Here is a 24,883-nt window from a genome sequence, read left to right on the forward strand (position 1 = left end):
TTGTCCTGTCTGCATCTTTCTTCTGGTGTTTTCGGTGTTGCGTGAGGTGTGGGCATTGCTGACCCTGCGTGGCACAATACCGGCCTTTTTAAACGACGGTCACAGAGGGAGCCGGTTGTGCGTATTATCGGCCTGTTGTTGGTGTGGTGCCTGAGCCTGAATGCGCAGGCGGTTATGGTGTCGGATTTATATGAAATGCAGGTGCCGGTGGCAGACCAATCGGCCGTCAGCCGTGCCCCGGCGATGCAGGAAGCCTTAATGCTGGTGCTGGTGAAAGTTGCCGGTGAGCAGGGAGCGGCCCAGCACGAATTGCTGCAGCAACAGCTGAGTAATCCGGAGGTGTTCGTCAAAAGTTTCCGCTATGTGCGCGATGAAGCGGATGCTTCGCTGCAGCTGAAGGTTAGCTTCGCCCCGAATCTGATTGATGATGTGCTGCGCCAGGCGCAACTGCCGGTGTGGGGCAAAAGCCGGCCATTGGTGTTGTTGTGGCAGGCGGTGGAAGACAACCGGCAACGGCTGGTGCTGAACCAGAATGAACAGCAATGGCGTCTGCAGCTCGAGCGCGCAATGAGCGAACGCGGCATTCCGTTATTGTGGCCGGCGCTGGATATGGAAGATGAAATTGCCCTGCCGGCGGGCAGCTTGTGGGGCTTATTCCGCGCCGATGTGCGTAAGGCCTCTGAGCGTTATATGGCCGATGCGCAAATGGCTGGCCGGTTGGCGCCGGCGGCCGGCATTGGCTTTGCCTACCGGGGGTTTCTGCTGCACCGCGATGAGGCGCTGGAATTAAGCGCCGAGGGCGAAGATGTGCTGGCTGTATTGCGTCAGATTGCGGATCAGGTCGCGGTTTTTCTGGCCCAGCGTTACGCGGTACGCAATCAGGGGGAAACTTCCGGACAGATGATTATGGTGTCGGGGGTGGATAATTTCCGCCAGTACCATGAGTTGCTGGCTTATCTGAACAGTAACAACGCGATTGATCAGGTGCATATCCGCAGTGTCGATACCAATAATCTGATCCTTGAACTGGACCTGGCTGCCGACTGGGCTCAGGTCTGGAGCGTACTGGCTCTTGACCGCCGTCTGGTGGCCACCGAACAACCCCAGGTATACCGCTGGCAGCCCTGAGATAACCGATGAATCAGCAGTTAACCTTATCTGTCGCCATTCGCGACGATGCCCGTTTTGCCAACTATTATGCTGGCCCTAACGAGCAGATCGTGCAGGCCCTGCAACAGCAATGGACGGTGCGCGGCGAGCCCTACATTTATTTATGGGGCAGTCCTGGCAGCGGTTGCAGCCATTTACTGCAGGCCTCCTGTCACTATGCCGAAGGGCTGGGGCATCAGAGTGTTTACCTGCCGCTGGATGAGCTGGCCGATTATGGCCCGGCGGTGCTGGACGGTATGGACCAGTTGCCGTTGGTGGCACTCGACCATCTGCAGGCCGTGGCTGGCCGTTCGGACTGGGAAGAAGCGTTATTTCACCTGTTTAACCGCATCCGTGACCGGCAAAGTCATTTGCTGATTGCGGCTGGCCAGCCGCCGGCGGCGCTGGGTATTCAGCTGCCGGATTTACTCTCACGACTGAACTGGGGGGTAAGCTACGCGGTGCAGGAGCTGGATGACAACGACAAAATACTGGCGTTGTTGTTGCGCGCGCGCCGCCGTGGGTTGAACCTCAGCGACGACGTGGCGCGCTTTATTCTTACCCGCGGCCCGCGGGATATGCAGGGGTTGTTCGATTTGCTCGAACGGCTGGATGCGGCGTCGTTGGCGGCGCAGCGGAAGCTGACCATTCCTTTTGTTAAAGCAGAGCTACAGTGGTGACACTGCCAGCCTGCCGGGCTGGTTTAGCTGCCACTGCGTGGCAGCTATTGCGGGGCTCCGCCCCCGCGCCCCGATTGCGAGGAACTTATCCTCGCGCTCCAGCTTGGTTGCCTGCCATCCATGGCGGCAACCCTTCGGGCCATCATTTTGTGATGTCACAAATTGCTCCTGCAATTTGTTGCGCTGTATAGCACGTATTTCCTCATTCACCGTCATTGCCTGCGGCCACGGATCGTAAGGCGCGTCGTGCGCCACGATCCTCGCCCGGTCCATCCGGGCGGGCCTGTCAATGACGGTTCATTTTGGCGTGCTATAGGCGCGGATAAAACCGCAGCGGCTACGCCGGTATGGCTTTATTGAGCGCGCTACGCGCGCAAAACCAAAACCCAAATTTGATTATTTCCGGCCGCAGGCCGCATTAGCTTTTCAAGTTGCTGCTGTTTTGCCCGGCCCATTCGTTCCAGCCCGAAGTTTGGCAAAGCCAATAGCATCGTTTGGATGACTCCAAACGAGTGGCCAGGGGCATGGATGCCCCTTGGCCGCGTATGCTCAATTGGCTTTGGTAAACAAGGATCAGCTGGGACGCGGGCCTTAGGGGTTCGCAAGGGGATACCTCCCCTTGCAATACCAGCGGCCGAAGGCCGCAAAAAGCCGTCACGCAGTGACGGCTCAACCAGCCTGTAAGGCTGGCCTACAGGCTCAGCTCAGCGCTTTTTTGATGCGCGCCAGCGCGTCTTCCAGCACTTCCATGCTGGTCGCGAACGACAACCGCATATAACCCGGCGTGCCGAACGCCGAACCCGGCACCAGTGCCACGCCAGCTTCCAGCAGCAGTTTTTCGGCGAAGTCGATGTCGTTGTCGATACCAGCCTTGGCCATCGCTTCTTTCACGTTCGGGTAAGCGTAGAACGCACCGTCAGCTGCAATGCAGCTGAAGCCCGGAATTTCATTCAGGGTTTTCACCACATAGTCGTGGCGTTCTTTAAACGCTTTCACCATTGGCGTAACGCAATCACGGCCGCCGTTCAGGGCTGCTTCCGCGGCAATCTGAGAGATGGAGGTCGGGTTAGAGGTGCTCTGTGACTGCACTTTGGTCATGGCGCTGATCAGTTTCACCGGGCCAGCTGCGTAGCCGATGCGCCAGCCGGTCATGCTGTAGGCTTTGGAGACACCGTTCAGCACGATGGTGCGGTCGTACAGATCCGGGCACACGGTCAGAATGTTTTCGAAACCGAAATCCGCCCACCAGATGTATTCGTACATATCATCGGTGGCCACCAGTACGTGCGGGTGCTTGCGCAGCACGTCGCCCAGGGCTTTCAGCTCGTCGGCGGTGTAGGCCACGCCGGACGGGTTGGATGGGCTGTTCAGTACCACGATTTTGGTTTTCGGGGTAATGGCGGCATCCAGCTGGGCGGCGGTAATTTTGAAGCGGGTGCTTTCATCGGTATTCAGAATCACCGGTACGCCGCCGGCCACTACCACCATATCGGGGTAAGACACCCAGTAGGGCGCCGGAATAATGACCTCATCGCCCGGGTTGATAAAGGCCAGGCTCAGGTTAAAGAAGCTCTGCTTGCCACCGCACGACACCAGAATCTGATTCGGCTCGTAGCTTAAGCCGTTGTCATTTTTCAGCTTATTGATAATGGCTTTTTTCAGGCCAGGGGTGCCATCCACGGCGGTGTACTTGGTGAATCCTTTATTAATGGCTTCAATAGCGGCCTGTTTGATGTGCTCGGGGGTGTCGAAATCCGGCTCGCCGGCGCCCAGGCCAATAATGTCTTTGCCGGCTGCTTTCAGTTCGGCAGCCCGTTTGGTCACTGCGAGGGTAGGGGAAGGCTTGATCTGTTGCACGCGATCAGACAGTTGCAGGTCCAAAATGGTATCCTCAAAACACAGTGTGGATGGCGGCAGGCGCAGCACCGCAGGGGCTGACCGCCGGTCAAAAAAACCGCATGATTCTATCTGATAAAGAGCATTTCTGGAATCCTGATGACCAAAGCATTTGAGCTTTCCTCCAAATATTCTCCGGCCGGTGATCAGCCGGAGGCTATCCGTCAGCTGGTGGCTGGTGTGAATGCCGGCCTGCTTAAGCAAACCCTGTTGGGCGTGACCGGCTCGGGTAAAACCTTCACCATGGCCAATGTGATTGCCCAGTGTCAGCGCCCGGCCATTATCATGGCGCACAACAAAACCCTGGCGGCGCAGCTGTACGGTGAGTTCAAAGAGTTTTTCCCCAATAACTCGGTGGAGTATTTCGTTTCTTATTACGACTACTACCAGCCGGAAGCCTATGTGCCATCGTCCGATACCTTTATTGATAAAGACGCCTCGGTTAACGAACACATTGAACAGATGCGCTTGTCAGCCACCAAAGCGCTGATGGAACGCCGCGACGCTATTATTGTGGCGACGGTGTCGGCCATTTACGGTTTGGGTGATCCGGATTCTTACTTAAAAATGATGCTGCATATTGTGCGTGGTGACAGCATTGATCAGCGTGCGATTTTGCGCCGGCTGGCGGAATTGCAGTACACCCGCAACGAAATGGATTTTCATCGCGGTACTTACCGCGTGCGCGGTGATGTGATCGATATTTTCCCGGCTGAAAGCGACGACGAAGCGGTACGCATTGAATTATTCGACGACGAAGTGGAACAGATCAGTTTGTTTGATCCGCTCACCGGCGAGGTGCTGAATAAACAGGCGCGCGTTACTATTTATCCGAAAACCCACTACGTAACGCCGCGCCAGCGCATTCTGGATGCCATAGAAGGTATTAAGGTGGAGCTGGACGAACGCCTGCAGTATTACCGCGATAATAATTTACTGGTAGAAGCACAGCGGCTGGAACAACGCACCCGTTACGACCTGGAAATGATGCAGGAGCTGGGTTACTGCTCGGGCATTGAAAACTACTCGCGCTATTTATCCGGCCGTGAAGCCGGCGCGCCGCCGCCAACGTTGTTCGATTATATTCCCGATGATGCACTGATTTTTGTCGATGAATCGCACGTTACCATTCCGCAGATTGGCGGCATGTACCGGGGTGACCGTTCGCGTAAAGAAACCCTGGTACAGTTTGGTTTCCGGCTGCCATCGGCGCTGGATAACCGCCCGATGCGCTTTGAAGAATGGGAAGCCATTGTGCCGCAGTGCATTTTTGTCTCGGCCACACCGGGCAACTACGAAAAAGAGCATCAGGATGCGGTGGTCGAGCAGGTGGTACGCCCAACCGGCTTAATTGATCCGGTGATTGAAGTGCGTCCAGCCACCGGCCAGGTGGACGATGTACTGCATGAATTGCAACTGCGCACCGCCGTGGGCGAGCGGGTATTAATTACCGTGCTGACCAAACGCATGGCGGAAGATTTAACCAACTTTCTGCAGGAACAGAATATCCGCGTGCGTTATCTGCACTCCGATATTGATACCGTCGAACGGGTGGAAATTATCCGCGATCTGCGTCTCGGCGAGTTCGATGTATTGGTGGGTATTAACTTACTGCGCGAAGGACTGGATATTCCGGAAGTGTCGCTGGTGGCCATTTTTGATGCGGATAAAGAAGGCTTCCTGCGCAGCGAACGCTCATTAATTCAGACCATTGGCCGCGCTGCCCGTAACCTGAACGGCAAGGCCATTCTGTACGCCGACCGCATCACCGATTCCATGCAGAAAGCCATAGACGAAACCGACCGCCGGCGAGAAAAACAGGTACGTTTTAATACCGAACACGGCATTACCCCGGTGGGAGTCACCAAATCGGTGGCCGATATTCTGGAAGCCGCACCGCCACCGGGTAAGAAAGGCAAAGCCATGAAAACCCGGGGCCGCAAAGTGGCGGAAGACAAGGGCGCGTACGGTAGTGGTGACTGGCAGCATCTGCCGGCGGCAGAGCTTGTGAAACAGGTGGCTAAAGTGGAAGACCAGATGTTCAAAGCTGCCCGCGACCTGCAGTTTGAAGAAGCCGCGCGCCTGCGCGACCTGCTGCATGAGATGAAGCAGAAGGTGATTGCCAACAGCTGAGCTGAAGCCGGCTCTGGACTGCATGTGGTTGTTTTTGCAGGGAATTCCGGCATTGCCGCCGGCGGGAAGCGGAAGGGCAGGTAGCGCAAAAAAGCACTTGCGCGACCCCGGTGGCGTGGGTAATATACGCGCCACTTCAGGACTATAGCTCAGTTGGTTAGAGCGCTACCTTGACATGGTAGAGGTCGCCAGTTCGAATCTGGCTAGTCCTACCAAATACTAAAAGCCACACCTGCCGGTGTGGCTTTTTTTTACCCCTCTCTACCCACAATGAACCTGCAGCAGCGGTTGCTGCGGCTTTTGCAGCCGATAGAATCGATATATTGCTGATGGCTCCTGCGCGGGCTTGTACCGGGTACCGGCGTTGGCATCATTCTGGATATGAGGGTTGGATGATGCTGTTTTGGTGGGTTACCGGGCCATTGGCGTCTTTATTTCAGCAGCCTTGCAGAGCAGGTAAGTTATGCAGATTGATAATTACGAAGACCTGATTATGGCCGCCATGGCGCAGACTGAGCCGCAACGCCTGTTGTTTGTGTTTGCCAAATCCGAATTACCCGAAGGCTATACCGCCGAGCAGCAGCAGCGCTTTGAACAGGGCGAAGGCGGGGTGCTGAGTCCGGTGCTCTGCGTGGATAAGCTGCCAGGTGAAGTGATGCATTTTCACGAGCTGGTCAGTGAGTCGCAAAAAACCGGGATTGATTGGGATGTGGCCTTTGTCGGTGCAATGGCTGGGCGTGATGGTTTTCCGCCAATGCCGGATGATGCCGAGCCTGCTCTGCAGTTAATGATGAATAAAATTAACGCCGGCATGATCGGCGAATTTCTGACCTTTAACCGCCAGGGCGATATGATCGGTTTGTATTAATCCGGTCTTGTTCTGACTTATTTAGAGTCACTCACTTCTCTGCCTGCCGGCTCTGGTAGATGTGGCTTAATAAGCGCATCAACGGGGCCGGAATCCGTTGCGTTAACGGTACGGTATCAATCATATTTTTCAGGTACAGCCCCAGCTCGGTATCGCCGGTAATTAATAATTTACGGCGGAAAAACAGCGTATCCGGGTCGGCGTCACCGTGCAGTATCTGCAGCAGTGAATACTGATCACTGCGCAACATCACTTCCGATGGCTGCGCCGGCAGCAGTGCCTGCAACCGTTGGCCGTTAAAAGTCAGGCTGAACGAGAAATTCAGGTCGGTAATTTCCACCCTCGCAATCCGTCGGCGCAGAAATTCCAGCTCACCGGCGCGGCATTCTGGTTGTAAAACATGGTTCAGCGCCTGCGTCAGTATGAGCTCCATAACAGGCGCCGGCGTGTAACGGGTGACACGGGCGGGTAATTGCGGCAAGTAGTGTTGTACCCGCTGGCGTAATGCGGCAGCCATCATGGTGCTGATCCTGAAAAAAATACCCCGTAAGGCTAACGACGATAGATCTGTACGGCAAAACCCCGGAATGGGTAGCTGCGGATTACTCCTTCCTGGGCTTAGTCAGCGGCGGCCGCTTTTTATAGCATGGCCGCTGAATTATCAGCAGCGGACAGGTTATGGAACTGTTGTGTCCGGCGGGGAGCTTGCCCGCCTTGAAAGCGGCCATCGATCATGGTGCCGATGCGGTCTATGTCGGGCTGAAAGACGATACCAATGCCCGGCATTTTGCCGGCTTAAATCTGGCCAGTGCCGGTCTGGATGAGGCGGTGCAATACGTGCACCGGCATGGCCGGAAAATTCACGTTGCCATTAATACCTTTGCCCACCCCGATGGCTGGGAACGCTGGCAGCGCGCGGTGGATATTGCGGTTAACAGTGGTGCCGATGTGCTGATTCTGGCGGATATTTCACTGCTCGCCTATGCCCATGAGCGTTACCCGCACATTGAAAAACATTTATCGGTGCAGGCGTCATCCACCAACCCGGCCGCCATTGATTTTTACCGTCAGTTTGGCATTTCCCGGGTGGTGTTGCCGCGGGTATTGTCGATGCAGCAGGTGCGGGCGTTAGCGCGACTGTGTGAAACCCCGCTGGAAGTCTTTGCCTTTGGCAGCCTGTGCATTATGGCGGAAGGACGCTGTTATTTAAGTTCTTATATGACCGGTGAATCACCCAATACCGCCGGGGCCTGTTCGCCGGCGGCTTATGTGCGCTGGGATGAAAAAAGTGACGGTACGCTGGAATCGCGCCTGAACGGTGTGGTAATTGATCGCTTTGCTGAAGGCGAAAATGCCGGTTATCCCACTCTGTGCAAAGGTCGTTTTCAGGTCGGTGATGATCTGTACAACGTGCTGGAAGAACCCACCAGTTTAAATACCCTGGAATTACTGCCCGAATTATACAAAGAAGGCATTGTGTCGCTGAAAATTGAAGGCCGCCAACGCAGCCCGGCCTATGTGGCCAGCATTACCAAAATATGGCGCCAGGCCATTGATGCCGTGCAGCAGGATGCTGAGCGCTTTCAGGTTAAGGACGAGTGGAACCGGGTACTCAGTTCACTGGCGGAAGGCAGCCAGACCACGCTGGGTGCGTATCACCGCAAGTGGAAATAAACCATGAAATATTCCTTAGGCGCTATTCAGTATTTCTGGCCCAAAGAGGTGGTGCAGAGTTTTTATAAAGACGTTGCCGATGATGCCGGGGTGGATATTGTCTACTTAGGTGAAACCGTCTGTCAGAAACGTACCGAACTGCGTTTTGCTGATTATATGGACATTGCCCATCAGCTGCGTGAAGCCGGTAAAACCGTGTGTTTATCCACCATGACGTTACTGGAAGCGCCTGCACTGGTGCGCGAGATGGTGCGCTATGTGGATAACGGCGAATTTATGGTGGAAGCCAACGACGTGGGGGCCATTCAGATTGCCCGGGAAAAGCATCTGCCTTTTGTCGCCGGCGCTGCCATTAATTGCTACAACCAGCACAGCCTGAAATACCTGTTGCAGCAGGGCATGCAGCGCTGGGTGATGCCGGTGGAATTATCCCGCGACTGGCTGCAAACCCTGTTGCAACAAGACAGCCTGCAGGAGGATATCGGCCGCTTTGAAACCGAAGTGTTTGCCTTTGGGCATTTACCGCTGGCCTGGTCGGCACGCTGTTTTACCGCCCGATCGGAAGACCGCCAGAAAGACCAGTGCGAGCTGTGCTGCATTAAGTACCCGAAAGGCCGCGAGGTAATCAGCCAGGATGGCCAGCAGGTGTTTGTACTGAATGGTATTCAGACCCAGTCCGGCCACCGCTGTAATTTAATTAACGATCTGCCTTCCATGCAGGGGCTGGTGGATGTGGTGCGGATCAGTCCGGAACCCGAAGGCACGCTGGAGTGGCTGGCCGCTTTCCGCGCCAATGAGCAGGGCGGGCAGCCGGTTAAGCTGGGGCCGACCGACAGCAACGGTTACTGGCGCCGGGTGGCCGGTATGCTGCAGGTCAGTTAACTGACGTTTCATGGGCACAAGTGGGTGCTGGTGGGTACTGACGGTCAGTCAGAATCGATCAGTCAGAATCGGTCAGTCGGAATCAACGATGGCCGTTAACGGAATCAACTGCGGCAGAATCGTCTGGTTGATTTCCTGCACCAGCTGTTCGGCCACCTCATCACTGTATTCTTCCGCGCATTTCTTTTTCAGGCCGTAATCAGCCAGCTGCAGATGGTGGCTGGGTTGTACGCCAATATTGGCCAGGCTGTGTTTGGCACAGCTGAGTGCGCAGCCATCAATGGCCAGAATCGGGCGGCCGGAACGGGCCAGTTTCAATAAGGGTTTTACCTGCCCGCCGACACCGGCAATACAGGACATTTGTGCGTGCTGGCGACGATCGAGGGTTACGGCAATGCGGTTAGCCAGTTGTGCTACCTGCGAGCAACCGGAACAGGAATAAACCAGCGGTAAATCATTCTTTTTCATAAGCAGACTCCGGCCCGCAACGGGCGTGTTTAGCCTGCAGCGACGGATAATCAGAAGCGTGCCGGCCGGAACACCGGCCGGCAGCCGGCACAGATTATTTGTGCGCTTGCTGGCTGTAATAAGCGGCCAGGTTGGCGATATCGGCATCGCTCAGGCCTTTGGCCATTGGTGCCATAATGGCGGCGTTACCACCGGTACGCTGACCGTCACGGTAGGCCTTCATAGACGCTTCCAGGTAGGTAGCGTGCTGACCGGCCAGTTTCGGGTACATTGGCACCATGCTGTTGCCATCCGCACCATGACAGGCGGCGCAGACACCGGATTTAGCCTTACCAGCTGCGGCATCAGCGGCCATAGCGCCACCTGACATCAACAAACCGGCGACGGCGGTGAACAGTACGATTTTTCTCATCATCTTTCTCCTTGGTTTTGCCTTGAGGCTTTTACTGCCATACAGCAGTCAGTGCGACGGCAGTGGCCGTTATAAATAACCACCCCTGCAGTATACGACGCAAAAACGCAGGCGCCTGCCTGAGTTCCATAAAATCCTGAATAATCCACCAGCCTTTGACTAATGTCGCAGCCCAGGCCAGCCCATACCACAGCAACATATTGCCGGTGTTGCCCGGCGACAGGGCGACCACCAGGGTCAGCAGCAGCATAATCAGCCACAGTATCAGCAGCCGGTTACCGGTTACAGCGGTTGTCATTATGCCTCCTCAGCGCAGCAGATACAGGGTTGGAAACAACACAATCCAGACCAGGTCCACCATGTGCCAGTACAGCGCCACGTTTTCTGCGGTTTTGGTCCGGTCAGCAGGGTTGTGACGGTGATTTTTCAACCAGCGCGCAACCAGCAGCAGAAACAGAATACCGGCTAATACGTGCAGAAAATGAAAGAACGTGGCGAAAAAATAAAAACCGAAAAAGGCATCATAATGCAGGCTGTATCCCTGCTCATAGAGTGCCGTATATTCCGATAATTTGACGATGATATAGATCATGCCAGCCGCTGCCGCCGCGATAAAATAACGCCCGGCCTCAGGCTGCTGCCGGCGTACCTGTTGTACCCCCACGGCTGCCAGCCAGCTGCCGGTCAGCAGTGCCATCGTGTTGATAATACCGGCATGCAGGTGCAGCTGTTGTAAGCCGCTGGCGACCATTTCAGGCTGAAACAGCCGCAGCAGGGCGAAACCGATAATCAGCAGGCCGAATACCCCCAGTTCAGCGCAGAGGAAAAACCACAGCGCAATATCACCGGGAATATCGTCTTTAACATCATCGACAGGGTGGCTTTGGGTATTCATAGCATACGTCCGGTCAGATTCAGGTACAGGCGTGGTAACAACTGCGGCAACTGGTCGGCGCGGTTCAGACGGAAATAGCGCTGCTGGCCGAACACATAGGGCACATAGTCGGCGGTGCTCTGGTCAATGGTGACGCAGTAGGTAATAACGCCGGCGCGGTGCGCTTCCTGAATGGCCATGCGGGTGTCTTCAATGCCGTAGCGGCCTTCGTAAATATCCAGGTCATTGGGTTTGCCATCGGTCAGCAGCAGCAGCAGACGTTTTTCGGCCGGATGGTCGTTAATAATATCCACCGCCTGCCGGATAGCGGCACCCATGCGGGTGTAATAGCCGGGTTCCAGCGCCTGAATACGGCCATGAATCACATCGTCCCAGGCTTCGTTGAAATTCTTGATTAAATTAAACCGTACATGGTCGCGCCGGCGCGAAGAAAAACCGTACAGGGCAAAATCGTCGTCACTGGCATCCAGCGCTTCCCCCATCAAATGCAGGCTGTCGCGGATTACGTCAATCACCTGTTTTTCGTTATTGGCCCAGGCATCGGTCGACAACGATAAATCGGCCAGTACCAGACAGGATAAATCGCGGTGGCGGTGTTGCTGTTGTTTCCACACTGGCGCACTGCTGAGACCCTGGCCACGCAGCTGCTGGATGCGGTGGTCAATACAACCGGCCAGATCCAGCTGTTCCCCCTGCAGCTGACGGCGCTGTATCAGAGGGGCGGTGCTGAAGGCAGAAAATTGTCGGCGTAAGCGCGCGGCAGCCTGCTGTAATTCGGCCGGCAAGGGCGTGGGTTCGGCGGCGCGCGGTAGCATCGGAATCACCCGGCAATAATCCGGCCGCAAGGTGTTTTTGCGGTAATCCCATTCCGGGTAGGGCAGACCTTCGCCGAGGGGAATGTCGTCTTCGGCGGCGCTGGGTAAATCGAGGTCGAGACGGATGCGCGAGGCCTGATTGCTACGGTTCTGTGACAGGGTAATACGGTCCAGGTCTTCGGCAATGCGGCCGGCATCGGGGTCGTCACTGTCATCAGAGGTGCGGTCAACCGGAATAAATTCCGACCAGGAAAACAGGCTTTCCAGCCGGAATATTAATAAGCCATCACGGCCATCCGGGTCGTCGGCAAAATCGGCCTGGCGGCGAACCTTGCTGTCGGTTACGGCACCACGGCCAGCGGGATGTTGGTCGCCGCTGTCGTTATCCGGCTGGCGGCTGATTGCCTTGGGCGGGCGGCCATCGTACAGCCACAGCGGTACCGGATCGGGGTCGCCGGGACCGGTGGGTAACACAGCTACTGAACCGGGGTCAGCCAGCGCCAGCCGGATGGCTTCCTCCCGTGGCCAGGCGGATTTTTTCAGGCTCAGGCGTAAATCCCGCTCCTGAATTTCGGCCACCACTAAGCGGTGGTAAAGCGGTTCCAGCCCCGGGTAATGCTGCAGGCATAATTTCACATTCTGTTGGTTCAGGCTGTGCCATTCCTGCCCGGCTAAGACCAGCAGCGGCTGGCAGGAGGCCAGGGCGGTTAACCATAAATACAGCTCCCGGTTCAGCTCGGCTGACGGGTAAAACTCCAGCTGGGCGGGTAAATACAGGGTATCGGCATCGCGCCAGGCTAAGGCAAAGCGTAAACCGTTGCCGGCCACTTTCTGCAGCCAGCTGCGCGAGGTGTTCAGGCGTTGTTCGGCGGCAGCCCGGATACTGAGACCGGCATCACCACCCAGGGCGCGTAACACCACCGCCAGCCGTGGCTGTTCCTGCTCCAGTGTGACGCGCGCCTGCGGATAGCTGCGTTGCGCCATGCGGGTAATAAAGTGATGCCAGCGGATACCAACAGCTTCTTCCATGGTTAATCCCTCTCGCGGGCAATGATTTTGGGTAATTGACGCTCCTGACTGGCCGCGTCGTCACCGCTGGCCCAGTACAGTAACGGGCCGGCGGGGTTGTCTTTCTGCACGTCGGCGCAGGTGCTGATGCACTGGGCGCATTGGGTGCAGGTAATTTTGCGTTGCTTGGAGGCGCGTGGCGCCAGCCGCATCGGGCAGACCTGATCACAGGCATTGCAGTCGCGGCAGTCTTTGCCGCGGTTTTTCTGAAAGCCCACCACCATGGCGCGCGGGTTTAATGACCAGATCAGGCTCTGGAAAATACCCACGGCGCAGCCATAACGACAGAACCAGTGGCGGGCAAAGGTAAATTCAATCACAAATAACAGCGTGGCGACGGCCAGAAAAATCAGCGGATATAACGGCACGCTGAATGTCCATAATTGCTGCCATAAAGGAATGGGCGGCAGCAGATAGCTGAGCAGGGAAACGGCCCATAAAAACGATACCGCCAGAATCCACAGAGCCAGTACCAGTTTGGCGCCGTAACGGGCCGGGGCAGTGTTTTTTTCCCACACCGAGCGGCGGCCAATCCAGTGCTGCATTTTGTTATCCAGCCATTCCAGCATGCTGAAATGCGGGCACAACCAGCCGCAATAAATACGACCCCAGCGCCAGACTATTACAATGAGTAAAATCAGTGTTCCCAGTACCGGTAAGCCCAGTGACCAGAACAGCTGGGAAAAAACAGAGGCCGGGCTTTGGCCGGCTACCGGGGTTAACCCCAGGGTCCAGTCAAAACCCAGCACAATAAAATGGCCGCGGGTCAGATCCAGGCGAAAAATATCCAGCACGGGTGCCAGTACAAACAGCCAGAAAAATGCGCTGCGGGTAACTAAGCGAAGATCCTGCGAACCGGTTTTCATACTTTACTCCGGTAGCCGCTGCCCGCAGGCAGCGGCGGTTTCATCAGGCTTTAGCCGGCAGCGGCGGGGCCTGGTCGTGCGTACGATTGGCGACAACAAAGCTGTACAGATACATCAGTACACCAACACCAAAGGCCACACCACACCACAGACGCGCCCAGTAGATCGGCATAATAACGTCCTGAGTGGCCATGTAGCCCAAGGCGATGCCATCGGCCGGCATGCGCTGTTGCATCACCTGCACCACACCGGCGGCGGTCAGCAGCAGGGTAATGGCCAGCATGGCAATACACATCACCCAGATCGACGCAATTTCGACTTTCTGCGCTTGTGGGCTGTTGCTCAGGCGGCCTTTCATCTGCGGCCAGGCGTAGGAAATAATCGCCAGCACAATCATGACGTAGGCACCGAAGAAGGCCAGGTGGCCGTGGGCCGCGGTAATTTGTGAACCGTGGGTGTAGTAGTTAACCGGGGCCAGGGTGTGCAGGAAGCCCCATACGCCGGCGCCCAGGAACGCCATAATGGTGCAGCCGGCCGCCCAGGCCACCGCGGCTTTGTTCGGGTGTTCACGACGACGCTGTTTGATCATGCTGAAGGCAAATACCATCATCATAAAGAACGGCAGCGGTTCGATCGCCGAGAAGACTGAGCCAATCCACAGCCAGTATTCGGGCGCCCCGATAAAGAAGTAGTGGTGGCCGGTACCAAGGATGCCGCTGATCAGTGCCATGGCAATAATCAGGTACAGCCATTTCTCTACCACTTCACGGTCAACACCGGTGGTTTTGATCAGTACAAAGGCCAGGATAGAACCCATAATCAGCTCCCACACGCCTTCCACCCACAGGTGCACAACCCACCACCAGAAGTACTTATCCAGCGTCAGGGAAGACGGGTTGTAGAAGGAGAACAGCCAGAACACGGCCAGGCCAATCAGGCCGGTGATCAGCACCATGTTAATAACAGTTTTACGACCGCGCAGAATGGTCATCAGAATGTTGAAAATAAAACCCACCACCACTACGGCAATGCCCACTTTGGTAATAGTGGGTTGTTCCAGGAATTCCCGGCCCATGGTCGGCAGAATGTCGTTATAGGTGATTTCCGCCAGTGTGGCGTAAGGCACGGCCAGATAACCAATGATGGTTAAGGTGCCGGCAATGGCATAGGCCCAGAACAGAATCCACGCCAGTTTCGGGCTGTACAGCTCGCACTGGGTTTCTTCCGGCACCAGGTAGTAGGTAGCGCCCATAAAACCGCACAACAGCCATACAATCAGCAGGTTGGTGTGCACCATACGGGCAACGTTAAAGGGAATTTCGGGGAACATAAAATCGCCCACGACATACTGCGCGCCCAACACCAGACCAAACACGATCTGACCGATGAACAGCAACATGGCAAAGGCAAAGTACGGTTTGGCAACCGCCTGGCTTTGATATTTCATGATGGTGTGTCCTTAATAAAAAAATAACCGGGGAATGTCTGCATCAGCCTTCGATATTTGGCGGCCAGTCGTTGGTATCGATGCGTGATGTCCAGATCAGGAATTCCGCCAGATCGTTCAGTTCTTTTTCGCTCAGATTAAACTGCGGCATTTGTCGGCGGCCTTCTACTCCGGTTGGCATAGCCTTCATCCAGGCGGAAAAATAGGCTTTGAAAATGGCTTCATCGTTCATGCCACGGCGCGGAAATACGTTACCCAGTTCCGGGGCAAAATAAGCCCCTTCACCCAGCAGCGAATGACAACCTACACAGTTGTTCTTTTCCCAGATTTCCTTGCCATGAGCGACTTCCACCGTGAGTAACTCACGGTTTTCACGCTTCGGCAGGACAGTGACGGTATCCACCGTCAAAGCGACAAACAGCAGGAAGAAAAAAGCACCTCCGCCGTAGTAGATGTTGCGGGCCATGCCCTTGGTAAAACGTTCAGACATAGACTTTCCTCGTCACGGTTGGGTAAAAAATTAAAGAGCGTCTGCCGGCAGCAGCGCGCGGATAACATCCCGGATGGCCGCCTGGGTAGCCGGTTCATCCGTTAAGGTCTGGGTCAGGGCGGCTTCGGCGGCAATATTGGCCGGTAAACCGCTGACCATCAGGTGCGCACAATGAATCAGCAGCCGCGTAGAGGGTGCTTCTTCAAGGTCGGTATCGCGCAGTTGCCGCAGGGCGGCGGCAATACGGCTGAGGCTATGTGCCTGTTCCGGTTTAATGCCGGATTCATGGGCAATAATGCCGGCCTCGGTAATCTCATCCGGGTAATCAAAGCCGATGCTGACAAAGCGCTGGCGGGTACTGGGTTTCAGCCCCTTCATTAAATTGCGGTAGCCCGGGTTGTACGACATCACCAGCATAAAACCGGGGGCAGCCTGCAGCTGTTCACCGGTGCCATCTAACGGCAGGATGCGGCGGTCATCGGTGAGCGGGTGAATTACCACCGTGGTGTCTTTGCGCGCTTCAATCACCTCATCCAGATAACAGATGGCACCTTCGCGCACGGCCCGGGTCAGCGGGCCGTCCTGCCAGAAGGTGCCGTCTTTACCAATAAGGAAGCGGCCAATCAGATCGGCGGCGGTTAAATCATCGTGGCAGGCGACGGTATAGAGCGGGCGCTGCAGGCGTTCGGCCATGTGCTCGACAAAACGGGTTTTACCGCAGCCGGTCGGGCCTTTTATCAGTACCGGCAGGCGGTTCTGACTGGCGTGCAGGAAAAGATCCACCTCACTGCCTTGCGGCTGGTAATAGCGGCCCGGTGATACCACCGGTGAAGAGGCTGGAGCATTCATAACAGGCATTCCGGTATTCAGCATTTATATGCGTATGCTGGCCGGATGGTCGCTAGTCTTAAATACCGATGTATAGAGCCTGATATACCTATAAGGTGGTAGTTCGGGTAATTTTGTGTCAATTATACATACGGATAATGACATTTTATGGGTGGGCGATATTTATTTAAGTCTTTGATTTATATAGATTAAATATTTTAAAGGGCGAGTATCAAACGACTGGCTTGTTATTTTTACTTAGATTATGGTTAAAAATACCTTTTTATTAAAAATACCAATCCAGATCAAATTATTACGCCAGATAACGACGTTTTTATACAGAATTGATTTGCGTCAGTATTATTTACCGGCCAGCTGAGCCAGCATGATCACATCGAGACACGAATGGAATTAAGCGGATGAGAAATAAGCTGTTTTTAGCCATCAGTGCCCTGGCCGGAGCCGGGCTGGCATCGTTCACTCAGCTGGCAGTGGCCAATGATGAAGGTGTGACACTGCCGTTACAGGTGGTGTCGGCCACCGGGTATCGTCAGCAGGCCTTACTGGCACCAGCGGCTATTACTGTGATCGACCGGGAACACATCAGTCGTGCGCCGGTGGCGGATCTTGGTGAAGTGTTCCGTGATATTCCCGGTGTCGCCATTGTTGATTCCAATGTCGCTGGCATGAAGCGGTTGTCGCTGCGCGGTGAAAATTCCCGGCGCGTGCTGATCAAAATCAACGGTCAGCCTTTGGCCGACCATTCCAATTACGGCACGCCGCTGCTGCTCGATCCCGCCATGATCGAACGTATTGAAGTGGTGCGTGGTTCGGCGTCCGTCGTACACGGCAGTAATGCAGTGGGCGGGGTGGTGAATATTATTACCCGTCAGGTACAGCCGGGTGATCAGGAACTGAGTCTGAGCGCGGGTTACTATTCGGCAACCCAGGGTTATCGTGCTTCTGCCGGGGTTCTTGGTGCGACCGAGTCGGTCGATTATCGTTTACAGGTCAGCCGCTCCGAACATGGTGATCGTCGTATTCCGCATGATCGTCTGGAAAATTCCGACTCTGACAATAAATCCGTGTCTGCTGAGCTGGGTTACCGCTTTGGCCTGCACCGCATTGCCTGGCAGGGGGATTATTTCCGCCAGGCGGCCGATACCTGGTTTGAACCCACGCCGCCCATGGTGTTTACCCTGACGTTTCCGGAGCGTGAGACCAACCGCAACTCACTGAGCTATCTGTACGAAAATGCAGACGCCCTGTTTCAGCGTGTTGAAGCCCGTGTTTATCATCACGAAGGTAAGCGGGAGATGGTTAATACCAGTCGTATTCCTTTTCCTTCGGTTTCTTTTACAACGTCCACTTCTTATGACGACCTGACCACTCAGGGCCTGCAGCTGACCACCACCAGTCAGTGGTTAAATGGCAATAATACCGTGCTGGGTATTGAGTATCAGTCGGATGAGCTGGATGCGGATAAATATGAAGTCAAAAATTCGGTTCCACAGACACCTTCATTTCAGGTCGCCGAACAGAGTTTCTGGTCAGCCTTTGTACAGCAGCAGGTCGGTATTCTCGATAACCTTGAACTCAATATCGGTGCGCGTTTTTACCAGATGGAATCTGAGTTAAAACGCAGCACGGTAAGGTCGCTTACCGATCAGGACGATGATCAGTTGCTGGGGTCTCTGGGGCTGGTATGGCAGTTGTCGGACAGCAGCGCAGTACGTGCCAATATTGCCCAGGGCTATACCTATCCCAGTGTTACTCAGCAATTTTCAGCCACTCCGGGCAATCGGGTAATGAATTTCGGCAATCCGGATTTGCAGCCTGAAGAATCCACCACCTATGAGCTGGGTTACCGGGTAGATAACCGTAACCTGACGCTGGATGCCACGCTCTATTTTGTCGATTCCGACAACTTTATTGATAAAGAACCCCTTACTACTGCACCGGCTGAATACACCGGTACTTATAGCAGCAGTACCCGTCTGTTCCGCTGGATTAACGTCAGTGAAGCGAAAACCTATGGTCTTGAGTTGACCCTGGCGTATCAGATTGATGCGCTACGTCCCTACATCAACCTGAGCGCACAAAAACGCGAGCTGATTTATGCCCCCGGCAACAGTACCTGGAAAAGTGGTTTGCCGATTTATCGTGCCCGTGCGGGGGTGGAATGGAGCTTGTCTCCCAATCTGAATATGGATCTGTTTTTACGCAGTTATGGGCATTCAGAATATCTGTCCTATGACGCCTCAGGTGCTCCGGTTCTGGAGGAAACCACTACCTACGTGACGCCGAATATCAGTATTCAGTACCAGCCAGATCAGCACCTGAATGTCACGCTGGCACTGAGTAACTTAACCAACAGAAGTTACCGCAATCCTGAAGAATTACCGGCCGCTGAGCGGGCGCTGGATATGGAAGTGTCCTGGCGTTTCTGATCGGCCAATCATGTTGGAGCTGTGAAGCAAGAGAGGAACAATCATGAAATATTTAAAACATCCACTATGGATTGCCGCTGCGGCAATCAGCATGGCTGTACAGGCCGTGCCGAACCCGGAAAATGCCGCTGCGGCTTATCAGGGAGAAGCATCCACTATTGATCCGGCCAGTCTGAAAGTGGTGCGTTCACCAGGCGCACCGGATTTAACCGAAGCCGAATTTGAAAAAGCCAAGGAAATTTATTTCCAGCGCTGCGCCGGCTGTCACGGTGTGTTGCGTAAAGGCGCCACCGGTAAGCCGCTGACCCCGGATATTACCCAGGAACGTGGCCAGGCCTATCTGGAAGCTTTAATTGGTTACGGCTCGCCGGCTGGTATGCCGAACTGGGGTTCTTCCGGTCAGTTCACTCCGGAAGAAGTGACCCTGATGGCTAAATACATCATGCACGAACCACCAACACCGCCGGAGTGGGGCATGGAAGACATGCGCAAATCCTGGAAGGTACTGGTGAAGCCGGAAGACCGTCCGAAAAAACAGATGAACAAGCTGAATCTGGCCAACCTGTTCTCCGTAACCCTGCGTGACGACGGTAAAATTGCCCTGATCGATGGCGACACCCATAAAATTGTGAAAACCATTGAAACCGGTTACGCCGTTCACATTTCACGTATGTCTGCTTCTGGTCGTTACCTGCTGGTCATCGGTCGTGATGCGCGCATCGATATGATTGACCTGTGGATGAAAGAGCCGGCCCGCGTAGCCGAAATTAAAGTGGGTATTGAAGCCCGCTCGGTAGAAACGTCCAAATACAAAGGCTATGAAGATAAATACGCCATTGCCGGTGCTTACTGGCCGCCCCAGTACACCATTATGGATGGTGAAACACTGGAGCCGCTGCGCATTGAATCGACCCGTGGTATGACCGTAGACAATCAGGAATACCACCCGGAACCGCGTGTGGCTGCCATTATTGCGTCACACGAGCACCCGGAATTTATTGTTAACGTAAAAGAAACCGGCAAAGTGATGCTGGTGAATTACGAAGACATTAATAACCTGACCACCACTACTATCGGTACTGCGCCGTTCCTGCATGATGGTGGCTGGGACGTAACTCACCGCTACTTTATGACCGCAGCCAATAACTCCAACAAGATTGCCGTTATTGACTCGAAAGAACGGAAAATGGCCGCTCTGGTGGAAGTGGGTAAAATCCCGCACCCGGGTCGTGGCGCAAACTTCACGCACCCGAAATTTGGTCCGGTCTGGGCGACCAGCCACCTGGGTGATGAAACCATTTCCCTGATCGGTACCGATCCGGAGAAAAACCCGAAACACGCCTGGAAAGTAGTGGAAACACTGAAAGGTCAGGGCGGTGGTTCCTTGTTTATCAAGACCCACCCGAACTCTACCAACCTGTACCTGGATACCACCTTCCATCCGGATCCGAAGGTCAGCCAGTCGGTGGCCGTGTTTGATATCAACAATCTCAGCGCTGGCTACAAAGTGCTGCCGATTGGTGAATGGTCAGGCATTAAAGAGGGCGCCAAGCGTGTCGTGCAGCCGGAATACAACGCCCGTGGCGATGAAGTCTGGTTCTCGGTATGGAATGGTCAGGAAGAACCGTCAGCCATCGTGGTGGTGGATGACAAAACCCTGAAACTGAAAAAAGTAATCAAAGACAAACGTCTGATTACCCCAACCGGTAAGTTCAACGTGAAAAATACCCAGTTCGATATTTACTGAGTTATTCGGTTAACCACCCTAAACCGGCGCCTTGTGCGCCGGTTTTTTTATGCCTGTTTATCGGCTTAACGCCGGTTTATTCTTTTTGCTGCTGTGCTTGTTGCAACAACAACAGTAATTGCAGGGCACAGCCGCTGTAGGCGATGGTCCAGAGCAGGGTGGCAACCAGCATTCCGGGTTGCCATTCCTGTGTCACCCCCAGCCAGCGTGCCAGTGCCGCGGCACTTAATAACAGCGCCACTGCCCAAACCTGCCACCCAGGTGGCGGGCATTTTTTTGTCCGCTGCCAGGCGGTTCTCAGCATGACACTGATGGATAAAATACCCAGCGCCCCAATGGTTAGCAGGTGCAGTGCAGCCGGATCCGGTTGCCAATTCAGCAGGGCGCCTGCCAGTGCTGCACCACCCAGCGCCAACCAGGCATAGCCGATAAAGAACACCAGCAGATCGCTGCGCCGAATAATCCGCCAGGGTTGCCAGCGCAGCAGACGCAACAGAATTAAACCCGCCATCAGCAATAATAAAATAGCGCTGAACACTGGGCTAAGCGGTGTCAGAATCAATAGCAAAGCCAGCAGGCCGGTAATAATCAGAGCGCCTTCAATGCCCGGTTGTAAGCCGCAAGCCAGGCGGACTTTCTGGCGTTGCAGCGTGGCTGATAAGGCGGGAAAAATAATCCGGCCACCGATATACGCCATCAGTAATAACAAACCGGTCAGGGTGGCCAGCTGCAGCTGACGCCGGTCTGCAACAGGAAAAATACCCAACAGGTGGGCGGTAAATAACAAGGGCAAAATTAAACAAAGAATTAACAGTAACGGTACCAGCATCTGATTCCGCCATTGTTTGGCAGCCCGGAAACGGGGCACCGCAAGAATGCTTAAACCAATAAAAAATACACTGTTGAGGGCATAAACCCAGACCGAGAACGGCAGTGCTAACCAGAGTAGCCGCGCCAGTAACCAGACCGACCACAGCATAATCAGCCGTTGTCGTGGCTGTTGTCCAAGGGTGTAGCCGGCGATCAGGGCCAGTACAAAACCAAACAGCATTTCATGAGCGTGCCCGGCCGGGCTGAAAGCCGGCATCTGTCCCCGGGTATATTGCAGCCAGGTCAGTGGAATCCAGATGGCAGCCAGCCAGGCGGCAGACGGAAAAAAGAACCAGAATGCGTGGCTCTTCGGGGCTGATTTAACCGTTGTCATGGGGCGTTCTCCGGGTGATCAGGGGAAACTCCTGCTGCAAATGGTCCAGTTCCGGCCGGTGCAGCCAGGCTATGCGGGCTACCATTTCATCGCCTTTAGGCAGCAGATGAATTTCCGTATGGCGTTTGTCAGCCTGTGATTGTCGCCGTTCGACCAATTTCTGCTCACAACAGCGGTCTATCAGCATCACCGTACCGTGGTGCTTGGCCTGTAGCTTTTCGGCCAATTCACTGATCGTGGCCCATTCCCGTCCGGGAAAACCTTTCAGATGCAGTAACAACTGGTATTGCAGGGCCGTGATCCCCTGGGCTTTGCAAATGTCTTCACTGTGGCGCTGGAATATCCGTAGCCGGTAACGAAAGTCAGAAAGGTGTTGGTAGTCCTGTTTATCAAGGAAAGTCATAACCGGATTCCTGCGGTGTGAAAATATCTGCGTTATTGCTTGCGCTTACCCGAAGGTTAGGCTAAAACAAAAAGCATCACAATATGATATATGGAGGCGGGCATGAATATTATGCAAATAGCGGGATTAGCCACCACCAGCCGGGGCTGGCAACGTATGCAAGCAATGAACCTGTCGATACCAGTCCTGGCCTGGACTCTGGTGGTTCCGCTTTCTTTGTTGCCGGCCATGCTGTTGTACTATGCCGGCACGCACTATGGTGATGATTTTATTCAGGGTTTTTCAGCCCGGAATTGGCACTTTATTTCCACCACCTTTTTTCTGACTGAACTGCTCAGTTTTTTCATTATGGGATGGTTGATCCACTCCGTTCTGGAAGGGCACAAGCTGAACATCAGTTACCATGATGCGTATCTGGTTGCTGCTTTCGCACCGGTACCCATGTGGTTGTCTTCATTGGGATTGCTTATACCTGTTGTGCAGATAACGGCAGCGGTTGCAGCCGTTGGATTGGTCGCCTCATGCGTATTGGTATTTACCGGAATACGGTCATTATGCCGGCGCCAGGCCGATGACGTGGTCAGTATGTCGGCCACCTATACGGTTATGTCGGCTGCCGTGCTGGCCTGGGTTTTATTAATGGTGGTTATTTGGGCCTATTGATTTTGATCCCGGCACACATTGCGTGCCGGGATATTTATTGCGTAATTTCAGCAGCTGTACCGGCGTTGTCTGTTCCCGCTGCCAGGCTCTCGGGCACAAAGCGGAAATACACTCCGGTACCACCTTCTTCCAGCGGCCGGATTTCAATCTGGCCACCCAGTTGTTCCGCGCGCTCTTTGATGATTGCCATACCATAATGGTTGGTTTTTTCCGGTGAATTACCAATACCAATACCGTTGTCTTCCACCTGTAATAACAGCTCGTTGTGTTCTGAGCGGGTCAGCTGTATCCGTATAGCATTGCCGCGGGAGTGGTGAATGGCGTTCTGACAGGTTTCGCGGATAATCTGCAGCAGATGAATTTCTTCCTGTGAGGTCAGCGGAATATTCATAATCTGATAATTAAGGCTGATCTGCATATTGGACTGTTCACGGAACTGATTAACCGTTTTAATTAATGCTTCATTCAGTCCGCGACCATCCACTTTCAGACGGAAAGTGGTCAATAATTCACGCAGTTGCCGGTAGGCGGAATCCAGCCCTTGTTTCAGTTCGGCCGACACATCCATCATCAAAGCGTAGTCTTCTTTGCCGATGGAACGGTTCAGCCGGCTGACCTGAATTTTCAGATAAGAAAGTGCCTGCGCCAGTGAATCATGCAGTTCCCGGGCAATCACATTACGTTCGTTCATCAGTGCAATGCGGCGGATGTTTTCTTCTTCTGATTTTAAGGTCATGGCAATCGCAAACATACCGGCTACTGACACCAGCAGGTCGTGCTGCCAGGCTTCCAGATGAGCCGGCGGGTTGCGGATAACAATTACACCATGTTCAATATTTTCCCGGATAACCGGGTAGTGCAGTTCGTTATCGAAATGCTTGTCACTGTGCATGCATTCGCGGCAGTCACGTTGCTGACAGTCGATGTCAGCATGTTTATTGCCATTAATCTGCAGGTAGGGGATATCACCATTTTCCGTCAGCAGGCAGAGTTCAATATCGGTCAGACCGGTAATATCACTTAAGCTCTGTACGATGTTGCTGAAATCATTGCGGTTAATTTCGTGGGTCGTGATGCGGCGGGCAATGTTGTACAGAAAGGCCAGGGTCTTATTGCTGTTGCGCAGTTCGGTGGTTTTCTCTTCCACCTGGGCTTCCAGCGATTCGTACATATAGGCGATGGCTTTGCACATGCGCTCAAAAGAGCGCGACAGTAAGCCCAGTTCGTCATCATCGTCGTTAACCGCAATATTGCAGCTGAAATCCCCCCGGCTGATTTGCCGGGCGGTATTGATCAGATCATTCAGCGGTTGGGTAAAACGCCGGTGAATCCAGTACATAACAATGGCTGACAAGGCAACGGTAATAAAAAAAGCCAGTATCTGAAATAACCGTAAAGTGCGGATTTTACTTTCAGCATGCTGCTGAATGCTCAGCACCAGTTCATTAATACGGCTGACAAACTGATTCAGGAAAATTACTTTCTGCGCCTGGGTATTATCAGCAAGGTGTATAACCCGGTGCAGCTCGATCCAGTCGTCGTTTAACTGAGCAAACAGGCTGCTTAAGCCGGCGGTATCGATAACATTCAGCATCACCGGATTCTCAAAAATCTGGCTGATCACCTGATCATCATCCGGATAATGATCCTGCTCCAGCATAATGCGGTAACTGTGCATGCGCAGCGAGCCGGCTACGTTAATGGCGTAGGCATCGTTATCGGCCTGATCCGATAGCCAGTAGGACACCATAATGGTGGATATGGCCATAACGATCACGGCAATCAGGGCAAGATTAATGCGGGTAATAACAGACAGGCGACGCATGATGACCAACACTTTGCAGC

Annotated in this window: 23 protein-coding genes and 1 tRNA gene; 10 read left to right on the forward strand and 14 right to left on the reverse strand. The window is 54.2% G+C overall.

Annotated features, from left to right (window positions below; genetic code table 11):
- Window positions 1-117 precede the first annotated feature (117 nt).
- Window positions 118-1,128 (forward strand): DUF2066 domain-containing protein, encoded by a 1,011-nt coding sequence (locus GJQ55_RS05035; RefSeq protein WP_228346418.1) that lies wholly within the window; start codon window positions 118-120, stop codon window positions 1,126-1,128.
- Between the two features lie 8 nt (window positions 1,129-1,136).
- A complete protein-coding gene (gene hda / locus GJQ55_RS05040; RefSeq protein WP_228346419.1) occupies window positions 1,137-1,829 on the forward strand; it encodes a DnaA regulatory inactivator Hda in 693 nt (230 codons plus the stop codon).
- 699 nt (window positions 1,830-2,528) lie between these two features.
- On the opposite strand, the gene GJQ55_RS05045 is transcribed toward hda, so the two are convergent.
- Window positions 2,529-3,713, reverse strand: coding sequence for a pyridoxal phosphate-dependent aminotransferase (locus tag GJQ55_RS05045; RefSeq protein WP_338149188.1), 1,185 nt, complete (start codon window positions 3,711-3,713; stop codon window positions 2,529-2,531).
- Window positions 3,714-3,824: 111 nt separating this feature from the next.
- Here GJQ55_RS05045 and uvrB point away from each other — a divergent pair, with 111 nt between their 5' ends.
- From uvrB to GJQ55_RS05060, 3 genes are all read left to right on the forward strand, one after another.
- A complete protein-coding gene (gene uvrB, locus GJQ55_RS05050; protein WP_228346421.1) occupies window positions 3,825-5,858 on the forward strand; it encodes an excinuclease ABC subunit UvrB in 2,034 nt (677 codons plus the stop codon).
- 138 nt (window positions 5,859-5,996) lie between these two features.
- Window positions 5,997-6,073: transfer RNA gene (locus tag GJQ55_RS05055), tRNA-Val, on the forward strand.
- Between the two features lie 248 nt (window positions 6,074-6,321).
- Window positions 6,322-6,726 (forward strand): ribonucleotide reductase subunit alpha, encoded by a 405-nt coding sequence (locus GJQ55_RS05060; protein ID WP_228346422.1) that lies wholly within the window; start codon window positions 6,322-6,324, stop codon window positions 6,724-6,726.
- A gap of 31 nt (window positions 6,727-6,757) precedes the next feature.
- Here GJQ55_RS05060 and ubiT read toward each other — a convergent pair whose 3' ends face one another.
- Entirely contained in the window at window positions 6,758-7,246 is a 489-nt protein-coding gene (ubiT, locus tag GJQ55_RS05065) for a ubiquinone anaerobic biosynthesis accessory factor UbiT (protein ID WP_228346423.1), read from the reverse strand.
- Window positions 7,247-7,404: 158 nt separating this feature from the next.
- Here ubiT and ubiU point away from each other — a divergent pair, with 158 nt between their 5' ends.
- On the forward strand, window positions 7,405-8,400 hold the full coding sequence (ubiU, locus tag GJQ55_RS05070) for a ubiquinone anaerobic biosynthesis protein UbiU (protein ID WP_228346424.1): 996 nt from the start codon (window positions 7,405-7,407) through the stop codon (window positions 8,398-8,400).
- A gap of 3 nt (window positions 8,401-8,403) precedes the next feature.
- Entirely contained in the window at window positions 8,404-9,282 is an 879-nt protein-coding gene (locus GJQ55_RS05075; RefSeq protein WP_228346425.1) for a U32 family peptidase, read from the forward strand.
- Between the two features lie 72 nt (window positions 9,283-9,354).
- On the opposite strand, the gene GJQ55_RS05080 is transcribed toward GJQ55_RS05075, so the two are convergent.
- The 9 genes from GJQ55_RS05080 to GJQ55_RS05120 form a co-directional block, all read right to left on the reverse strand.
- Entirely contained in the window at window positions 9,355-9,750 is a 396-nt protein-coding gene (locus GJQ55_RS05080) for a putative zinc-binding protein (RefSeq protein WP_228346426.1), read from the reverse strand.
- A 94-nt stretch (window positions 9,751-9,844) separates the two neighbouring features.
- Window positions 9,845-10,162, reverse strand: a complete 318-nt coding sequence (locus GJQ55_RS05085; RefSeq protein WP_228346427.1) for a c-type cytochrome — start codon at window positions 10,160-10,162, stop codon at window positions 9,845-9,847.
- 31 nt (window positions 10,163-10,193) lie between these two features.
- On the reverse strand, window positions 10,194-10,460 hold the full coding sequence (locus tag GJQ55_RS05090) for a hypothetical protein (protein WP_228346428.1): 267 nt from the start codon (window positions 10,458-10,460) through the stop codon (window positions 10,194-10,196).
- 9 nt (window positions 10,461-10,469) lie between these two features.
- Entirely contained in the window at window positions 10,470-11,057 is a 588-nt protein-coding gene (locus GJQ55_RS05095; protein ID WP_228346429.1) for a cytochrome c oxidase subunit 3, read from the reverse strand.
- Window positions 11,054-12,901, reverse strand: coding sequence for a nitric oxide reductase activation protein NorD (locus GJQ55_RS05100; protein ID WP_228346430.1), 1,848 nt, complete (start codon window positions 12,899-12,901; stop codon window positions 11,054-11,056). The genes GJQ55_RS05095 and GJQ55_RS05100 overlap by 4 nt, the downstream gene beginning before the upstream one ends.
- 2 nt (window positions 12,902-12,903) lie before the next feature.
- Entirely contained in the window at window positions 12,904-13,806 is a 903-nt protein-coding gene (locus GJQ55_RS05105) for a 4Fe-4S binding protein (protein WP_228346431.1), read from the reverse strand.
- Window positions 13,807-13,849: 43 nt separating this feature from the next.
- The gene (locus GJQ55_RS05110; protein ID WP_228346432.1) at window positions 13,850-15,253 is read right to left on the reverse strand and encodes a cbb3-type cytochrome c oxidase subunit I; all 1,404 of its coding nucleotides are present in this window, start codon (window positions 15,251-15,253) and stop codon (window positions 13,850-13,852) included.
- A 43-nt stretch (window positions 15,254-15,296) separates the two neighbouring features.
- Window positions 15,297-15,743, reverse strand: coding sequence for a c-type cytochrome (locus GJQ55_RS05115; RefSeq protein ID WP_228346433.1), 447 nt, complete (start codon window positions 15,741-15,743; stop codon window positions 15,297-15,299).
- A gap of 30 nt (window positions 15,744-15,773) precedes the next feature.
- Window positions 15,774-16,592: a CbbQ/NirQ/NorQ/GpvN family protein gene (locus GJQ55_RS05120; protein WP_228346434.1), complete on the reverse strand. Its 819-nt coding sequence runs from the start codon at window positions 16,590-16,592 to the stop codon at window positions 15,774-15,776.
- A 398-nt stretch (window positions 16,593-16,990) separates the two neighbouring features.
- On the opposite strand from GJQ55_RS05120, the gene GJQ55_RS05125 reads away from it, so the two are divergent.
- On the forward strand, window positions 16,991-19,021 hold the full coding sequence (locus GJQ55_RS05125) for a TonB-dependent receptor plug domain-containing protein (RefSeq protein WP_228346435.1): 2,031 nt from the start codon (window positions 16,991-16,993) through the stop codon (window positions 19,019-19,021).
- 91 nt (window positions 19,022-19,112) lie between these two features.
- A complete protein-coding gene (locus tag GJQ55_RS05130; RefSeq protein ID WP_338149189.1) occupies window positions 19,113-20,768 on the forward strand; it encodes a cytochrome D1 domain-containing protein in 1,656 nt (551 codons plus the stop codon).
- 76 nt (window positions 20,769-20,844) lie between these two features.
- Here GJQ55_RS05130 and GJQ55_RS05135 read toward each other — a convergent pair whose 3' ends face one another.
- Together GJQ55_RS05135 and GJQ55_RS05140 are read right to left on the reverse strand one after the other, a co-directional pair.
- Window positions 20,845-21,972: an NnrS family protein gene (locus GJQ55_RS05135; RefSeq protein WP_228346436.1), complete on the reverse strand. Its 1,128-nt coding sequence runs from the start codon at window positions 21,970-21,972 to the stop codon at window positions 20,845-20,847.
- Complete coding sequence (locus GJQ55_RS05140; RefSeq protein ID WP_228346437.1) at window positions 21,959-22,375, reverse strand: MarR family winged helix-turn-helix transcriptional regulator; 417 nt, start codon at window positions 22,373-22,375, stop codon at window positions 21,959-21,961. The genes GJQ55_RS05135 and GJQ55_RS05140 overlap by 14 nt, the downstream gene beginning before the upstream one ends.
- Before the next feature lie 102 nt (window positions 22,376-22,477).
- Here GJQ55_RS05140 and GJQ55_RS05145 point away from each other — a divergent pair, with 102 nt between their 5' ends.
- Window positions 22,478-23,038, forward strand: coding sequence for a Yip1 family protein (locus GJQ55_RS05145; protein WP_228346438.1), 561 nt, complete (start codon window positions 22,478-22,480; stop codon window positions 23,036-23,038).
- Between the two features lie 34 nt (window positions 23,039-23,072).
- On the opposite strand, the gene GJQ55_RS05150 is transcribed toward GJQ55_RS05145, so the two are convergent.
- On the reverse strand, window positions 23,073-24,863 hold the full coding sequence (locus GJQ55_RS05150) for an ATP-binding protein (RefSeq protein ID WP_228346439.1): 1,791 nt from the start codon (window positions 24,861-24,863) through the stop codon (window positions 23,073-23,075).
- Window positions 24,864-24,883: the final 20 nt, after the last annotated feature.

This window comes from Venatoribacter cucullus (assembly GCF_016132445.1).
In the GTDB taxonomy this organism is placed as follows: Bacteria; Pseudomonadota; Gammaproteobacteria; order Pseudomonadales; family Oceanobacteraceae; genus Venatoribacter; species Venatoribacter cucullus.